The following is a 16,641-nucleotide window of genomic DNA, read 5'->3' as shown; positions in this document are numbered from 1 at the left end:
GAATACCAACATTATATTCAAGCAGCGGCTCCTAACGGAGCCTTGGTCTGCGGGAAGGATTTCGTGAAAGCAGATTCAGCAGACACATCCGACTTCGTCGGACGTCGTGAATACAGGAACGTTAGATGATACTTCGAACGTGGTATGCAAATCAACCTGTGTACCCAAGTGGGATACCTGTTACGAAACACTTCCCACTATTTTCCGACAAACCCTTTTTCATTCCAAAATTTCTCTTGCCTCCGGTAATAGTTCATGGTATTAGCCTCCCGACGGCGGAACGATTCTTCGCGTATTTATGGTCGGATTCAACCATCATACTCCGCCTTAAATGTGCCTGAATCCGCGCAATAACCTCTAGAGGGTTAAATGGTTTGGTTACATAATCGTCCCCGCCCAAGAACAGACCTTGAAGTTTATCCAGGTCGCTTGAACGGGCAGTCAGAAACAAAACCAGAGTCGTGATGGTTTTGCGCATTTCCGTGCATAGCGAAAATGCCACAGCAGCAAGCCGAATAAAATGCCCCTGGGAGAAAGATGCCCTCGAATGATAATGGCATTGAATATAGCTTCACTATGTAGAGATTCCACAAATGTACATAAGGTTCGTCCTTAGCTGGTTATTATTAGTAAGAAATAATTGGAGAGATTATTGAAATTATTACGATATCGTATTAAAATAGTCGCAAGACGTAATCACGCGAAATCGCACATAAAGGAGTGACCGGTATAAAACAACTATACGATCTTTTCCTCAAGACCGGTCTGCGTCCGTTCGCATTTATGACCGATACGCTTCAGCTCGAACAAAAAGTGACCCGCTCCGATATGTCGACGTTGCTTATATTGCTCCTTCGGGGAGATTTAACCATGTCGGAGCTGGCCGCCGAGATGGGGGCACCATTAAGTTCGATGACCAGCATTGCTAAGCGGCTTGAACGCAAAGGCTTGATCGCACGAGCAACGTCAGCGCAAGACCAGCGTGTGAAGCTCGTCACGCTGACGCAGGAAGGTCTGCAACTGGCGAAAGAATGGGAACAAGTCATGATGGCGCTGCTTGGCAGATTGGAGGAGGCATTTACGCCGGAAGAATTGGAGCATCTCACGGCACTCCTGTTTAAAGCAGCTAAAGTCTTCCAAGATGGGGGACCTGTTACACCGCAAGAAGTAAAGCGACGGCCCATTAAGATTCAGATTGAGGAATAACCGGTTTAGTATACCGGATTATTCCGACTAATTACTACGAAATCGTATTAAAAAGGAGCGGGGGACTTGAGGATCATCATCTACACGGGCAAAGGCGGAGTCGGGAAGACCAGCATCGCGGCGGCGACGGCAGTGAAAATGGCGGAGCAAGGCAAGCGAACCCTGATTCTCAGCACAGATGCAGCGCATAGTTTAGCGGATTCGCTGGCGGTACCGATCGGGCCCGATCCGGTGCAAATCAGCGAAAACTTGTGGGGGCAGGAAGTGAACGCGATCCGCGAGACAGAGCGCAACTGGGGAACCGTTCAGGTCTGGCTCACGAAATTGCTCGACAAAGCGCAGCTTAAAGATGTCACTACGGAAGAAATGCTTGTTTTCCCAGGCATGGAGGAGCTGTTCAGTTTGCTAAAAATCAAGGAGCACGCTGAAAGCGGGCAATATGATGTTCTGGTGGTGGATTGCGCTCCGACCGGAGAGACGCTGCGGCTGCTAAGCTATCCAAACGTATTGAATTGGTGGCTGGAGAAAATCTTCCCGACCGAACGCAAACTGATCAAGATTGTACGGCCGGTTGCCAAAATTGTAAAGGATATCGATCTTCCTTCGGATGACGTGCTGGACAGCATCGAGCGTTTGGCACGGGGATTGGAGGAAATGCAGCGGCTCGTCCTGGATTCGGACACCACATCGGTCAGGATTGTGCTGAATCCCGAGAAGATGGTGCTGGCCGAAGCGAAGCGCTCCTTTACCTACTTGAACCTGTTCGGGTTCAATACGGATGCCATTATCGTCAATCGGGTGCTGCCGGATGAGGCAGGAGAAGGGTTCTTCGCACTATGGCGGGACATTCAAAAGAAATATGAGGAAGAAATCGTCTCGAACTTCCAGCCGCTTCCGATCCTGAAGGCCCCTATGATGCAAAAGGAAATCATCGGCGTGCCCGTTCTTAAAGAATTAGCGGATATCGTCTATGCAGACCGGGATCCTTCCGCAATGTTTTACCACGGCAGAACGGAGTCGATCCGCGAGGAGGACGGAGAAATGCTCTTGGAGATTGCGATTCCTTTTATCGATAAGGCCGATCTGAATTTGACGCAGACGGGCGATGAATTGACGGTAGATGCCGGTGCTTACAAACGCAAGGTCATCTTACCAAGAACGTTGATGAACCGCCAAGTAACAGGCGCTAAATATGCGCAGGACCGGCTTGTTATCCGTTTTGGCAAACGTGAACTGGAAAAGAATGTGGAAGATCAATGAGAAGCGTCGAACGCTTAGGAGGGAGCGAATAATGGAAAAATTGCTACGGCTGGAGCGGTTGTTGGAAAACCTGGAACGGCATCAAACGAAGGAGCATGTGAAAAACGCCGTCAAGGAGTGGCTGCTTGCTTCGCGATCCGTAATCGACAGCGTCATCGACACGATCGGGGAGGAAAGAGAAGCCCCCGTCGCCCGCAAAATCAAGATCAACATTTCTGACGATTAAAGGATCATTCATAGTACACGAAGCAGCTTCCAATGAAGGCCATTCCTTTACGGGATGGCCTTTGATTGTGCGCCCGGCATGGGCGATAACTCGGCGGTGAAAGTCCGCTACAGGCTTGGCAGTGTGAACTGTTAGCCAAGGGCCGCGAGGCGGAATCTGAAGGAAGCCGGAGGCAAACCCTCGGTCTTACGAACAGAAATCACATAAAAGGCATGACGGGACGGACGAGCTGGCAATCCAAAGCAAAGTCCATTACTGCCCGAATCCCATCATGTAGATGTGGCAGGGATGAGGGGAAGACTATCGCTCTTACCCGGGGAGGTCTCACAGACGTGGAGTAGGGAAAAAAATCCGAAAGACGGAGTAAAGCTTGCTGTGAGAAGTCAACAGAGGCCATATTACCGGAAGTTTTTTTCGGGAAGGACTGAACAATCGTAAGTCTTGAGTACATACCGAAAGGAGAATCGGTGCGATGAAAGCAGAATACCGAAAGGGCTGCCTGCAAAGGGATAGCGTGGAACGCGAAGAGCATGCAGGAGCGCGGAGTACCGACACTCGGGAAAGTAAAGAAAGAGACGGTGCAAACGACCTGCTGGAAAGTACTGAACAGAGGCAACCTGAACAAGGCCTATAAGCAGGTCAAAAGCAATCACGGAGCGCCGGGAATCGACGGGATGACCGTGGAAAAAGCGTTGCCGTGGTTACGGAAAAATAGAGATGACCTATTGCAAAGCATCCGGGAGGGAACATACAAACCAAGCCCGGTACGGCGCAAAGAAATCCCAAAACCAGATGGATGCGGTGTGCGGAAACTAGGTATTCCCACCGTGGTAGACCGAGTGATCCAGCAAGCCATCGCACAGCAGCTGCAACCATTGTTTGAGCCGCTGTTCTCTGATGGAAGCTGCGGCTACCGCCCTGGGCGAAGTGCCCAGCAGGCCATTCGAAGAGTGAAGGCCTATGCGGAGCAGGGCTACGGCTACGCGGTAGAACCTCGACCTCTCGAAGTATTTTACACGTTGAACCATGAGCTCTTGATGAACCTTCTACGCAAGCAAATTCGGGACAAACGCGTAACCGAACTGATTAAGAAGCACCTGAAGCGAATTCTGCAAAGCTGGAATGAATGGCTACGGAGACGGATGCGCATGTACATCTGGAAGCAATGGAAGAAACCGAGAACGAAGGTACAGAACCTGCAAAAGCTGGGGGTGCCTGAATGGCAAGCCTACCCATGGGGAAACACCCGACTGGGATACTGGCGCATTGCTGGGAGCGCAATATTGCAGCGCTCTATTACAAACGAAAAGCTCGCACAAGCAGGGTATTATGACTTCCCTGCCAAGTACGAGCGTTTACGTCATTTTCACTTAAACGGTTGAACCGCCGTATACCGAACGGTACGTGCGGTGGTGTGAGAGGTCGGCTACTCAATTAATGGGTGGCCTCCTACTCGATTGCCTTCAAGGTGCTCTGGGTTTTCCGCAGTTAAGCAGAGAAAAAAAGGTGGGCAGAAATGAATCTCTGCTTCATTGACTCAAGTCAATTCACCTGATATATTGATATTTGAAGAGATCCTGATGGTTTGACATAAGGAGGTCAACAGTTATGGCCCGTAAGACGAAGCCGCCAGATGAGCGGCGAGCCGAAATTATTCAGGCAGCTAAGGAATTGTTTGAGGAAAAGGGTTACCAAGCAACACAAATTAGCGACATCACGAATAAAATAGGTGTAGCGCATGGGCTTGTATATCACTACGTAAAATCAAAATCGGAATTGCTGGATGCTGTTGTTGAAGAGTGGGCTAAAGAAATATTGGCCGATTTAATGGCTTTGATGAAAGACAATGCCATCAGCGCAGCGGATCGATTGGAGCGAATGTTCCAATTTACAAGCAATATGCTTAAAAAAGATGCTGCCCTAATTAAAACCATCCACCTTCAGGAGAATGAGGAGATTCACAAACGAATTGGCAGCGCAGGTATCCGAATGATTCTTCCCCTGTTCAAAGAATTAATTGAAAGAGGAAATGCGGACGGTTCGTTCAACTGCGCGTATCCTGAGGAAACAGCGAAATTTTGCCTATATGGCTGGCAGTCCATTGATTCAAGCATGTCCGATGAGGAAAGAGTGGAAAAGCTTAAATATTTTTATAGACGCATTCTAGGTATTGTTTAACAGCTTCTTCGGAAGTTGTATATTTTTAATCATTTATTGACTGAAGTCAGTCAATTAATAGAGGAGGGTGCTAACCGTGAATTATTTTAAGAACAAAGTTGCCGTCATTACTGGCGGAGGCGCTGGCATCGGAAGAGAGCTTTGTTGCCAACTAGCCAAATTGGGCGCGACCGTCGTTGTAGCGGACATTCGTGAGGACAAAGCTAAAAAGACTGCCGAGCAGATCAAGGATCACGGAGGAAGCGCACATTATATGAGAGTCGATGTTTCTAGCGAATCCGATGTCCAACACTTAATTGAGGATACCGTATTACAATATAGCAGGATCGACTATATGTTTAATAATGCCGGCATTGCGATTGGCGGGGATGTCAGAGATCTGACGATGGAGCAGTGGAAAAAAGTAATGGATATCAACTGGAATGGTGTGCTTTATGGTTCGACAATTGCCTATCGGGTGATGGCTCAACAAGGATTTGGACATATCGTTAATACAGCGTCTGCCACCGGTTTAATGCCTCAGCCGGGCAACACGCCATATTGTGCAAGTAAACACGCCGTCGTCGGACTTTCACAATCATTAAGGTTTGAGGGAGCAGATGTGGGGGTAAAGGTTAGTACGATCTGTCCCGGACATGTTCAAACCGACATTTATAAGAATATGACGGTTGCCAATGTACCGAATGAAAAAGTAGTGGAATCCCTGCCCATAGGAGCAATGAAGCCTAGTGTGGCCGTTGATATCATTTTAAAGGGCATTATCAAAAACAAAGATATGATCATATTTCCTGATTCTGTTCGGTGGGCGTGGCGTATTCATCGTCTTTTTCCCGCTTTGTTAAAGCAAGCCTGGTTACAAAAAATCAGAAGTATTCGCAGGCTTAAAGACGGGGGTGTAACCCGATAGCCCACCGAACCTATCACCAAGTCAATGTAAACCAATCATTGGATCATCAAATGGAGTCAGCACAAGAACACTGGCGCAAGTGGGATGTTTGATCGTTACCTTATTTTATTTCCCTTCGCATGATGACTTTCGCTAATGGCATGGGCTTCTCTGATCCCTCCTCAGATAATGGAAATCCGTGCCCGATCATGACCTTAAGTTTGTTTTGTTCTAAAAGCTCAGCCATCTTTGCTAATTGCGGGCCATTTGGATTCAACCACACATTGCCTGATTTTATGTTTTTCTGCGCGGCCTTCTCTTGATCAGGTTCAGACACAATCGATGCCAATTTGCCGCCGTTTTTTATAACGGTAAACAGAGAAAACGAATACCCAAGCGCGCAGATTGGATCATTACAGCAATTCTATAACTATTAACTAGGATAGACTTTGCTCGCGATATCCATTTCGGTTAGCCGATTTCGGGAGTACCACAGCATAGCAGGAGCAATTAGCTTAACTTAGGAAATCGTTAATTTGCCCGAAATAGGAGAATTACAGTTCCGGCTGGCGGCGTTCCCCCGCTCTCGCCGACTGGCCGGCAACGAAATAAAGCAGCCCGCCGATCATCCAGAACGGCTCCCAGAAGAAGAGCCGCCACCACGCCGAGTATGAGTCGATTGCTGGTAAATTCAGAACTTGAACCATCATGAGCAGTACTGCTACAAGGTTAAATAGCCCATAGAGAAAAAGAAGCACACCGCCGGACATGGCAGCGATTCGAAACGCTCCTCGAATAAGCGCCTTGTTCCAGTTGATCTTCAATGCGAGTAAGACAAGTGCCCCTGCAACCTTAGCCACCCCCGTTAGCCACACGATAAAAATGAAGTCACCGTCGCGCAAAACGGCTTGCCGCGATATCTCCGGTCCGAGCGTGTTGACCCCCAGCATGCCGCCACTTGCCCAATAAAAACTCATCAAGGCAAACAGTAAAGACCAGACAATCCCCCAAGTAATCGGCCTTTGCTTCTGTTGAATGGACATATCGACACCGCCTTATAATTACCAAAGTCTATTTCTCACACAAGATATTATCCAATTGTGAAATAATATTCAATGTAAAAATTAAAATGTGCATTTCATGAAACATGCGGAAAATACATTCGCAAAACAATCACGGCTTTTGTGTCTTGACATTGCTACGAAAACGTATTAAATTGTGAAGAGAAATTACTACGATTTCGTATTAAAAAAAGGGGGTGTCGGTCGGGGTGGCGCTCCGATAAGCTCAATGCCCGTTATCGCAATAACCGTCCGGTAAAAAGTTATGAAGGGGGGAAGTGTTTCAACTTGATTCTTTCTTATTCATAAATACTACGAATTCATACTAATAAGACTGAGCCCGCGCGATTGCTCCACAGTCCAAACTCGTTTGAACCGACCTCAAGTTCATCAACAACGTTGAACTTCCTGTAGAACAAGGTATATCGGATACATTTATTATTGTTTCCTAGGGAGGAGAATTGAAATGAATTGGCATGACATAGCATTAGTAATAGCGGGGATCATCGGAATTGGAGTGGCTTTGGTTCATGGAATTCTGATCCAACGTGGCATCGTCAGGCCGTTGGTGAAGCCGGATTCGCAATTCGCCAACGATAAAATTATCAAACGTATCATACCGGGACTTATACAGTTTAGCACGTTCAACTGGATCCTCGGTGGCATCGCCTTGATCGCTTCCATCTGGTTCGAGCGGGATATCAGGCTCGTGACCGGCTTGCTCGTTGGCAGCTCCTATCTGTATGGCACTTTATTGAACTTTTGGGGAACACGCGGTCGACATCCGGCATGGTTGCTGTATGCAGTTGCACTAGTCTTGATCGCTTTTGGTGTCACCAGCTCAAGTAGTTGATCCGAGTTAACAAATCCCATCCCGAAAGCTGCGAATACTAGCGCAAGCAGTCTTCAGTGAAATGTGTTACCGATCTCCTCGTCAATGTGCAACTTGATCTCTTCAACAGTTTGCTTTCGAAAGAGGTTTCATGTCATGAATGAAGAAAGTTCTTTTAAAAAGTCACCCCTCACTTTTTATGTATTGGTATTCGCCCTTTCAATACCATTTTGGCTATTTGGTTCTATGCGGGTCAAATGGCTTCCAATGAATCTTCCTGTCAGTGCACTTATGTTCTTCTGTCCAATGGCAGCCGCAATGATGCTCACTTACAGAAGAGAGGGAGTAAGTGGCATACGGGAGGTATTGAAGCGAATACTCGATTATAAGCGAATCAAGCAGAAGAGCTGGTATTTTCCGATTCTATTTTTGATGCCAATGATCATGTTACTGTCATATTGGGTCATGAGCTTGATCAGCCGATCGCTCCCCGAACCGAGCATACCTTTTCTATCGATACCGATCCTGATGGTTATATATTTTATTGCAGCTGCATGCGAGGAAATAGGTTGGATGGGATATGCCGTAGAGCCCATGCTAAACTGTTGGAACGCACTTACAACCAGCGTAATCATGGGGACGTTGTGGGGAATATGGCATTTGATTCCATATATTCAAACAAACCATAGTGTAACGTGGATCATATGGCAGTTCTTCACGACAATCCTGCTTCGAATCCTAATGGTATGGCTCTATAACAACACAGGTAAAAGCATTTTTGCGGCAATCTTGTTCCATGATATTGTAAACGTCAGTGTAACGGTATTCCCGAACAATGGTTCGCATTATGACCCGGTCGTTACGTCAGCTTTTTTGGTAATCACGATTGTAATCCTATTGTTTTTTTGGGATCCTAAGACCTTACATCGATATAGATCCCATTGATGTGAAGACTAGAATTGTCACGATCGATCTTGATCTGTGCCGAAAGTGAAGGAGCAGGGGAAGGGAGGACGTCATGATAAGTAGGGTAAAGCGCCATGTCGGAATGATGCTGATGTTGACCGGATTACTTCATGTTATTTACGGTTTATTTGCTTACGCGAGTCAATTCCAGCCCATCGTTACCGAAGGCTTGTGGAGCACAGTGGCTGATGATCAGTGGGATCGCGGAACCGCGTTCTGGTACACGATGTTCGGCTTCCTGTTGATGTTGTTTGGCTATATGGTAGATTGGCTGGTTAAAAAGAAGGGAATCGCTCCTCCTGCAATTTTTGGTTGGATGCTGCTGTTTATCTGTTTGTTCGGCGCCATCGTGATGCCGGCTTCGGGTTTTTGGCTTGGCTTGCCTCAAGCATGGCTGCTATTGCGAATGTGAAATGGCAAATCAAGCATTGACATTGTGCTTCAAAACGATGAGAAGGTTTTACGATTTTTTCCGAAGAAGGGGCTGGCTCCCTGACCATTGAAACACTTACCGGACGGTTGAAGGTAACGAAAGGTGCATTCTACCATCATTTTAAGAGTTGGCAGGACTATAAAGAAAGTCTGCTTTCTCAGTATGAAAGAGAACGAACGCTGAGTACCATTGAGTTCGCGGAACAACTACTTTCACCCGCTGATAAGTTCGAATATGTCATGGAGAAATCGATTCGCCGGGATCAAACCTTGGAAGTGGCTATACGCGCGAACCATTTGTGCAATCTTACCAGCAACGAATTGATCAGAGGCGGATCGATTATCTTGCAGAGATGATGTTGCTGCTCTACAGAGACCGTGAACGTGCTCGTACTATGGCACTCATATTTTACAGTCTCCATGTGGGAAGCCAGCATCTTCTTCCCCCTGTGAAGGAGCAAGAGTTAGTAGAACTATACAGCGAAGTACAGAAAGCCTTTAATATTCAGGCATCTATAAAAGATGAGTAGAACCGTCCGGTATTGATGATGTATGGGCTTTTCTCTTGCGCGAATCAATTACAGCCAATGAGGGGTGCTAAGTAATGGAACGTAATGGTGATTCATCGTTCGCTAACGGCTGGAACATGTACGCCCACTTTACAAAAAAGTCACAATGGGCGGCTTATGTTGGTTGCTTCTGGGCTCTCCTGTATGCGGTTTTCGTCCGATTCTATCAAGCCGCGGGAGGCACCATCGGCCTTTCGGCTCCGATAGTTGATCCCACCGGAGGCATTTATAAAGCAAGCTACGTCGTGGGCGTAATAATCATGTTGTGCGGATTTATCCTGTTGGGACTGGTTAAACCATGGGGGAGGGTTGTTCCTTCATGGGTTCCATGGATCGGCGGTGCCAGCATTTACCGAGGATTTCTGTTATTCCCGACGCTCATCTGCTCTGTCTTTCTAATCGCACATGGGGCTGCTGGAATCATAACAAGAGTCCTCTTTTTGGCAGGCCTCATCACTTTGAAAATGCCGCAAGCCTTTAGCGGAGATGTGGATATGCGTGTCGATGCTTTTTGGGATTTGTTTGTATATCAACCATGGTTTTTCATCATGGGGATCTTGTCAGGATTATCAGCAGCTCATTATGTTCAAACGAGAGGCGTTGCGCTTTCTGCTCTGCGACGGGGTACACTGATATTCTCGTTGACCACCATTCTCGTTACTGCGATTTTTGTAGCAGCCATCGTTTTTGACTTTGTTGATAAACTAAGCTTTTTTTAAGAATTCGTCATACTGTTGGGCGATTTCCAGCGTAAAGTGAACCGCATTCACACGAAGAGTACAGACCGAAAAGCTTGCACTAACGAAAAACTTAGCTTGCGATAAAGAGGAAGCTGTTGCTTTATTGATCTTATTTGTCTAGGGACAAAAGCATATTCCTTGGAAAGTCGCTAATTTAGCGGCTTTTTATTTTTATTGGTACAAATTCTTGTCCCGAGCAAACGACAAGAACTTGTACCGATTGCCGAGAAGGACAAGAACATGAGCCGATTACCGATCAGATACTATGTTTACCAGTGGTTTCCATTAATCTGACGGGCAGGATTGCTCATTACAATCATAGAATACCTAATATCGGATTTGATGTTAGGAGGGCAGACATCACTATCACTATTACCAGGCGAGAAAGCAATATAGGCCATGAATTTTGGGATTATGAGGATCGGCTAAAGAGTTTTTTCATAAAGCGTTTGAGCGATCAAAAAGGCTAGAAGCATTACGCTAACGGGAAACGAGAGAATGGGAGAGATCGAATGATTCCTACATAAGCCTGTCGGGACGTCACTGCATTAGGTGTTCGGCAAGCCTCACAACTATAAGCAGCGACTCTAAGGGGCCAGGACGTCGTCAATACAAAACGGTATCAGAAATTACTGCAAGTGATGCTATAAGATGTATTTTCCGCGATTTGTCGGCGGCACCCCAATATTAATGATATTATCTTAGGTGGTCTCAAGGAGGAATACATGAATGATATATGTTGTCAGACATGGACAAACAGAATTAAATAAAGAAGGGAGATTACACCATGTCGGATGAGATCACAGTGCACCCCGTCGCCTGGCCACCTGCCCCGATCATGACTGAGCGGCTCGTGCTCCGCCAGTCCGAGGCCCGGGACCGTGCAGCGCTGATCGACCTGTTCGCCTCACCAGAGGTGGGCACCTACGTCGGCGGCTCCCGACCGCGTGAAGAGCTCGAGCGCGCGCTGCCCGAGGTGCCCGGGCAGCGCTTCGGCTTCTTCGTGGTCGAGCTCAACGGAACAACGATCGGCATGATCACGCTCGATCGGCGCGACCCGGCGCGTAAGGGTCACATCCGTCCAGAGGGCGGGGAGCCCGGGCTTGGCTACATGTTCCTGCCGCAGGCGTGGGGACGCGGGTACGCCACCGAGGCGTGCGCAGCGGTGCTCGACTGGTTCTCCGACGCGCATCCCGGCGAGCCGGTGGTGCTCTCCACCCAGTCCGCCAACGAGGCCTCGATGCGCGTCGCGGCGAAGCTGGGATTCACCGAGGTAGAGCGGTTCGAGGACTACGGCGCCGAACAGTGGCTTGGCGTATGGTACCCGGACACGCCGTCCGAATGAGCTCATGCCCGACAGCGCGACGGCTCGCTGAGGCCGCCGATCGGCCGTCGGCCTCAGCGAGCCGCTTGTGCCAGTGCTTCCCAACTTCGGTGACAACCGTCCCTACTTCGCTATCATCGGCCGCGCGCCCGTCAGTTTTTGGAGACGATTTTTGATAAAAATCAATTAAAAATCTAACTTAAAAATGTAGCCTTATTTATTGACGAATGGGATGCGTTTAAGCGGAGAGTCTTTTGATGATTTCTTTGTGCTTGATTAAACTAACTGGAAACGATAGTTGTATAAAGAAGAGAAGGCAGCTGATCAGAGCGATCAGTTGCCTTTTAAGCTAACGGGCAGGTTAGTTTAGTAAGAGTGGAGAAATTCTCAAGAATCTACACTATTTAGAGATAACCTTACGTTTTTTCTTGCGTTTATACATATAAGGACTGTAAAATTCAGGAGGTTTTCTGATGAAGAAATTAGTATTATTTTCTTTTGCTGTTCTATGTTCTTCGCTTTTGATACTTCCAACCAATGAGGCAGCCGCAGCAGTACAAAGTCCAAAAAGAACACAAGTTGTTGTGAATAATCATGACTTAGATTCAAAAGACATTCTCAACAAGAACAATCAGGTGTTTTTTAGCCTGACTTCACTCAAAGGTTTAGGTGACTTTACGATTGCCTGGAATAATACTACTAAGCAAGTGACAGTGAAGGGGAGCGACACAAACTTGCAGTTGACTATGAATAATAAAGTAGCACAAAAAAATGGAACTTCAGTTTCATTAAGTACTGCTCCATTTATTCAAAACGGTAAAACATTGATTCCCTTACGTGTTGTTGCAGAAGCGTTGGACGGTTCAGTAACTTGGAATCAAAAGACCCAAACGGCGTTTGTTTCAAAACCAAGCACGAAACTGCTGACCGACGTTAAGAGTAGTGTATTAAGCACGGCCAGAAATGCTGCAATCAATCTTCCTAGAGTATCACAGCTCACGGAGGACTTTAAACCAATTATGGAAGTATCCAGTCTTCAATATTATTTTCCGGAAAACACCAATGACCGATTCATCGAGGTCAATAATAATGTAATCCGCTATTATAAAATTACGAAGAACACAGCTTACCTTAAGTGGCAAGCTTTCATTAGCGAAAAGACCACTACGCAAGATAACCTTTATTTCATAAACCGCGCCTTTATAAAAGAGAACGGTGCCCTACCAAATTTTAAAGATACGACATTCGCCAACTTTCGCTGGATGCCTCATATTACTTCTGCTGGATATGGTTTAATCACTAAGGAGAATTGGAATGACGTTGTTTTTAAACAAGCCGAACTGCCTCAAACTAATCTGAAGGAAAACTATATTATTGTTGACATTCCAGAAGAAAAATAATTAGAAATTGTCATTAAAAGGAGTTTGCAGTGGACGCAATTATCATAACGCCGCATGTCGGTATCGGTCCTTTTCGGCTAGGGATGTGCAGGGAAGAGGTGGAGCGGACTTTCCAGAGTTTGGGTCATTTGAGAGCTGATAATGGCATACCCGGTAATCCTAGCTATATAGAAATGCTGTTTATGCGCGAACATTTCGAATACGATGCCAATAGCCGGGTGAAGTTCATTCAACTGATAAATCCGCAATACTCGGGTAACATCTGTATTCCCTGCCTGTTTCAAGGTGTGGACGTCTTCACGACCAAGGCAGAGGATTGGATCCACACGTTTAGCAAATATTATTCAATGGTCGGAGATGTTGATCCGAGGACGGGATTTTCCTTTGCCATTCAAGAACTTGAGCTGTGCTTCTGGCGAGAAGGCATTATGAATGATGAAATCATAAAAGACCCGGGGTTTCTGGAGATGAGCGAGGAGAATCAGGAGCTCGAGAAGCGGTATTTCTATTTTACGACCGTATCGATTGGAGCGCTGGCGTTGTTATGATTCGCCGGATATTTCTTCATACCCTGAAAACAGTGGATGGAGCTACACGCGATACTTTTTTCCGGAAGGATTTGATAAGGGGCACCGACTTGAGAATAATGCAAGTACAATTTATCAGCAATTCACGGAGCTTCGAAAAGATCATGGCGTGTTTTCAGATCTTGAGATTCCAATGGAGTACTTCGCTTACGCAGTCGAAAACGCTTTGAAAATTTATGGAGCTCATGGTGAACAGAATGAATGGATTACTTCGCAGCAATGGCTAGAGGCGATTAAACTCACGGGGTATATTGAATCTGAAATCTACATGGCTCTGGCACACAAGGGAGCTAACTAAATGAATGTCATTTGGAGAAAAGAATGCAACGAGAATATTATACTGTCTCTGATTAAACCATTTTTAGGATTGTATAGTTCCTGGGAACATTGGTTTCACGATGAACTCCATTGGTGTAGGGAATGTATAAAAAGGGGATACCTTAGTTTAAGCTTCTTGATGAATGTGTATTTCATGGTGTGACACAATCCATAAAGAAGCACTTATTAAAAGGACGATTCCGGATTCTTTGACATATGTACAAAATACGAGTTTTGTGAAAATGTATATAAAAAACCGCATCATATCCCATTACTATTTATTCGTCAAATTATTATTTTACGTAATTATAAACGCTATCTTGTCCCAATCAAAATGGTTGCATGATAAAGAAACCGTATCCTGCGATCTTTAACATATTCGCAAATGGCTAAATATCAACAATAACGTTTAACAGAGCCTTAAAATAAAGAGTTACAGTATGTCATAGTTGATGACATCGCTGTAACTCTTCTGCTAACTGAGGATTGTAAATCACATGAATCGCATCTTGATATACGGTCACCTCAAGAGGCGTCTCCCCGATCATTTCGCCATCTCCGTGTGCTATCATCGGTGATTCCGTATAGACTTCTACTTTTCTTCCTTGCAAAGTTGTTACGGCTGGGTGAAAAATGTGATTGCCCCGAAATACATTGGGAAATATTTTCATTAGCGTCCAACGTGAAGTACCTTGAACGATGCAAATATGGAAGTAACCGTCCGTATAACAAGCTTCCGGGCAAATCTTCATTCCACCGGCGTAGTTAGGCAAATTGGCGACGGCGATTAGCCACACATCGGAAAAGCTCATTTCCTTACCGTCGATTGTGATGTGAACATTGGCAGGCTTGTAACGCAATAAGACTTGAATGAAGCTGAATATGTAAGACAAATTCCCCAATTTCAATTGATTGAACCATTTTTTATAACGTGACAGGTTAACGGTCTGAGCGACTTTCCCGTCGATCCCGATTCCGACAACAGTGGTGTAGCATTTGCTTCCAATCCGGGCAATGTCTATTTTTTTCGTTGTCCCCGTCAATAAATACTCCAGCGCTTTTTTGGCGTTTAAAGGAATATGCAGTCCCCTGGCCAAGTCATTGCCGGAACCTGCAGGTATGATTCCCAATGGAATGTTACTTTCTGCGATTTCATGAGCTACGCTTTGGATTGTACCGTCCCCTCCTACAATGACAAAAGCTTTCATTTTATCATGATCTATCATATATTGCCGTACAAGAAGGGCAGCCTGAGACGGGCTGTCTGAAAACTCCACTTGATAATGAACTTGTCTGTCATGAAGCATTGGCTCGATTCTTTTCCAGGTTTTCATACCTTTACCGTTGCCGGATATTCTGTTCACAAGAAATAGATACATTCGAATTCCCCCCTATCCATCTATCTACACTTTTTCCGAATTGCCGGCCGTGTATACCAAGAGAATAGGGATCGCGATTCGCTCTTCGAATCAATGAATAATTTTTGCTTGATCGCACCAAAATAAATTAGAAACTTCAGGGGCAAGGGAGAGGAAAATGCAAAAAAAGATATTAATCCTTTCCGAGGTATTTGGCAGCGGACACACGAAAGCGGCAGAAGCATTGGTGCAGGGCATTGCGCAGTTGGAACCGTCCATTCATACGCAAATTGTTGAAATCGGCAAGATGCTTCATCCGACGAGAACGGCTATCTTCTTTCGCTCGTATAAGAAATTGATTACGATGAATCCTTTGTTATGGAAAAAAATCTATGAATCGAAACAAAACCAACCTATCTCGCAATGGCTTCAGTTCACGATCTACCAGTTATTTCATCGCAACATTGAACAAATGTTGGACCAAATTCAACCGGATTTGGTCATCTGTACGCATCCGTTTAACAGTTCTTCCATTGCACGATTAAAAAAAAGTGGCTATCCGATTAACCTCTGTACGGTCATCACCGATTTTCACGCTCACGGAGTATGGGTTCAACCCGAGGTGGATCTATATCTCGTATCCGATGAAGATGTTCATCAACAATTACTGCAGATGGGCATTCCAGATTATCGAATAGCGGTGACGGGAATACCGGTCAAATCGAATTTCTGGAAGAAAACCGACAAGCAAGAGGCAAGAAGAAGATTGCATTTGAAAGACTTGCCTACCGTCATGATTATGGGTGGAGGGTTGGGACTGGGCGGAATTCAGGAACTGGCCCATTCGCTTATTAAATGGAGGGAGTTCGTTCAGATATTGATTTGTACCGGATACAACGATTCACTAAGGTTTGCCTTGCTGCGCAACGAACACTTTCAGCATCAACATATCGTGATTCTGGGCTTTGTCGACATGATTGATACGCTATTGGATGCAGCGGATCTATTAATTACCAAACCAGGCGGACTAACATGCTTCGAAGCATTGAGCAAAGGAGTTCCGATGCTCATTTTCCAACCGATTCCCGGTCATGAAGAATATAATTCCAATCGCTTGGTTAATCAGGAACTAGCGATCCGAATCAATCATCAGGATGAAGTGGACCATTGGATTCACAAGCTGCTCTTTTCTCCTGAACCATTCGCATTCCTGCAGAGCAACATGGAACATTACCAGCAAAAAATCAATCCGCTTGCCGGAGCCCGATCGATTGTGGAACTTCTCAGCTAATGACACG

19 protein-coding genes and 1 pseudogene are annotated in these 16,641 nt (G+C 45.9%); 16 read left to right on the top strand and 4 right to left on the bottom strand.

What is annotated here, in order from left to right:
* Nucleotides 1-322: 322 nt before the first annotated feature.
* Nucleotides 323-496 (bottom strand): annotated as a pseudogene (locus XI25_RS33650) (DNA-binding response regulator); the annotation flags it as partial.
* Nucleotides 497-783: 287 nt separating this feature from the next.
* On the opposite strand from XI25_RS33650, the gene XI25_RS04945 reads away from it, so the two are divergent.
* From XI25_RS04945 to XI25_RS04920, 6 genes are all read left to right on the top strand, one after another.
* Nucleotides 784-1,206 (top strand): MarR family winged helix-turn-helix transcriptional regulator, encoded by a 423-nt coding sequence (locus tag XI25_RS04945; RefSeq protein ID WP_327204726.1) that lies wholly within the window; start codon nt 784-786, stop codon nt 1,204-1,206.
* 66 nt (nt 1,207-1,272) lie between these two features.
* Nucleotides 1,273-2,466, top strand: coding sequence for an ArsA family ATPase (locus XI25_RS04940; protein ID WP_046677621.1), 1,194 nt, complete (start codon nt 1,273-1,275; stop codon nt 2,464-2,466).
* 31 nt (nt 2,467-2,497) lie between these two features.
* Nucleotides 2,498-2,692 (top strand): hypothetical protein, encoded by a 195-nt coding sequence (locus tag XI25_RS04935; RefSeq protein ID WP_046677620.1) that lies wholly within the window; start codon nt 2,498-2,500, stop codon nt 2,690-2,692.
* Nucleotides 2,693-3,222: 530 nt separating this feature from the next.
* Nucleotides 3,223-4,074: a reverse transcriptase domain-containing protein gene (locus tag XI25_RS04930; protein ID WP_052759450.1), complete on the top strand. Its 852-nt coding sequence runs from the start codon at nt 3,223-3,225 to the stop codon at nt 4,072-4,074.
* A gap of 226 nt (nt 4,075-4,300) precedes the next feature.
* Nucleotides 4,301-4,870: a TetR/AcrR family transcriptional regulator gene (locus XI25_RS04925; protein WP_046677619.1), complete on the top strand. Its 570-nt coding sequence runs from the start codon at nt 4,301-4,303 to the stop codon at nt 4,868-4,870.
* Between the two features lie 76 nt (nt 4,871-4,946).
* On the top strand, nt 4,947-5,777 hold the full coding sequence (locus XI25_RS04920; RefSeq protein WP_046677618.1) for an SDR family NAD(P)-dependent oxidoreductase: 831 nt from the start codon (nt 4,947-4,949) through the stop codon (nt 5,775-5,777).
* A gap of 100 nt (nt 5,778-5,877) precedes the next feature.
* Here XI25_RS04920 and XI25_RS04915 read toward each other — a convergent pair whose 3' ends face one another.
* Complete coding sequence (locus XI25_RS04915; RefSeq protein WP_046677617.1) at nt 5,878-6,105, bottom strand: hypothetical protein; 228 nt, start codon at nt 6,103-6,105, stop codon at nt 5,878-5,880.
* 205 nt (nt 6,106-6,310) lie between these two features.
* Nucleotides 6,311-6,799, bottom strand: coding sequence for a DUF3995 domain-containing protein (locus XI25_RS04910; protein ID WP_046677616.1), 489 nt, complete (start codon nt 6,797-6,799; stop codon nt 6,311-6,313).
* Nucleotides 6,800-7,283: 484 nt separating this feature from the next.
* Between XI25_RS04910 and XI25_RS04905 the strand changes: the two genes are divergently transcribed.
* The 9 genes from XI25_RS04905 (at nt 7,284) to XI25_RS32785 (ending at nt 13,965) form a co-directional block, all read left to right on the top strand.
* On the top strand, nt 7,284-7,670 hold the full coding sequence (locus XI25_RS04905; RefSeq protein WP_046677615.1) for a hypothetical protein: 387 nt from the start codon (nt 7,284-7,286) through the stop codon (nt 7,668-7,670).
* A 135-nt stretch (nt 7,671-7,805) separates the two neighbouring features.
* The gene (locus XI25_RS04900) at nt 7,806-8,594 is read left to right on the top strand and encodes a CPBP family intramembrane glutamic endopeptidase (protein WP_046677614.1); all 789 of its coding nucleotides are present in this window, start codon (nt 7,806-7,808) and stop codon (nt 8,592-8,594) included.
* A 73-nt stretch (nt 8,595-8,667) separates the two neighbouring features.
* Complete coding sequence (locus XI25_RS04895; protein ID WP_046677613.1) at nt 8,668-9,027, top strand: DUF6463 family protein; 360 nt, start codon at nt 8,668-8,670, stop codon at nt 9,025-9,027.
* Between the two features lie 53 nt (nt 9,028-9,080).
* Complete coding sequence (locus tag XI25_RS36710) at nt 9,081-9,404, top strand: helix-turn-helix domain-containing protein (protein WP_082112211.1); 324 nt, start codon at nt 9,081-9,083, stop codon at nt 9,402-9,404.
* Nucleotides 9,405-9,651: 247 nt separating this feature from the next.
* Nucleotides 9,652-10,335: a DUF3995 domain-containing protein gene (locus XI25_RS04885; RefSeq protein ID WP_046677611.1), complete on the top strand. Its 684-nt coding sequence runs from the start codon at nt 9,652-9,654 to the stop codon at nt 10,333-10,335.
* Between the two features lie 808 nt (nt 10,336-11,143).
* A complete protein-coding gene (locus XI25_RS04880; RefSeq protein WP_046677610.1) occupies nt 11,144-11,701 on the top strand; it encodes a GNAT family N-acetyltransferase in 558 nt (185 codons plus the stop codon).
* A 452-nt stretch (nt 11,702-12,153) separates the two neighbouring features.
* Entirely contained in the window at nt 12,154-13,080 is a 927-nt protein-coding gene (locus XI25_RS04875) for a copper amine oxidase N-terminal domain-containing protein (RefSeq protein ID WP_046677609.1), read from the top strand.
* A gap of 29 nt (nt 13,081-13,109) precedes the next feature.
* Nucleotides 13,110-13,628 (top strand): hypothetical protein, encoded by a 519-nt coding sequence (locus XI25_RS33645; RefSeq protein WP_200901389.1) that lies wholly within the window; start codon nt 13,110-13,112, stop codon nt 13,626-13,628.
* Complete coding sequence (locus XI25_RS32785; RefSeq protein ID WP_152669066.1) at nt 13,606-13,965, top strand: hypothetical protein; 360 nt, start codon at nt 13,606-13,608, stop codon at nt 13,963-13,965. Before XI25_RS33645 ends, XI25_RS32785 begins: the two co-directional genes overlap by 23 nt.
* A 463-nt stretch (nt 13,966-14,428) precedes the next feature.
* Here the strand turns inward: XI25_RS32785 and XI25_RS04855 are convergent, their stop codons facing one another.
* Nucleotides 14,429-15,364 carry a diacylglycerol/lipid kinase family protein gene (locus XI25_RS04855; protein WP_046677606.1) on the bottom strand — a complete coding sequence of 312 codons (936 nt, stop codon included), beginning with the start codon at nt 15,362-15,364 and terminating at the stop codon, nt 14,429-14,431.
* Nucleotides 15,365-15,521: 157 nt separating this feature from the next.
* Between XI25_RS04855 and XI25_RS04850 the strand changes: the two genes are divergently transcribed.
* Entirely contained in the window at nt 15,522-16,634 is a 1,113-nt protein-coding gene (locus XI25_RS04850) for an MGDG synthase family glycosyltransferase (protein WP_046677605.1), read from the top strand.
* Nucleotides 16,635-16,641: the final 7 nt, after the last annotated feature.

The organism is Paenibacillus sp. DMB20 (genome assembly GCF_000987955.1).
Classification (GTDB): domain Bacteria; phylum Bacillota; class Bacilli; order Paenibacillales; family Paenibacillaceae; genus Paenibacillus_AQ.
This window is presented reverse-complemented; position numbering and strand designations above follow the sequence as displayed.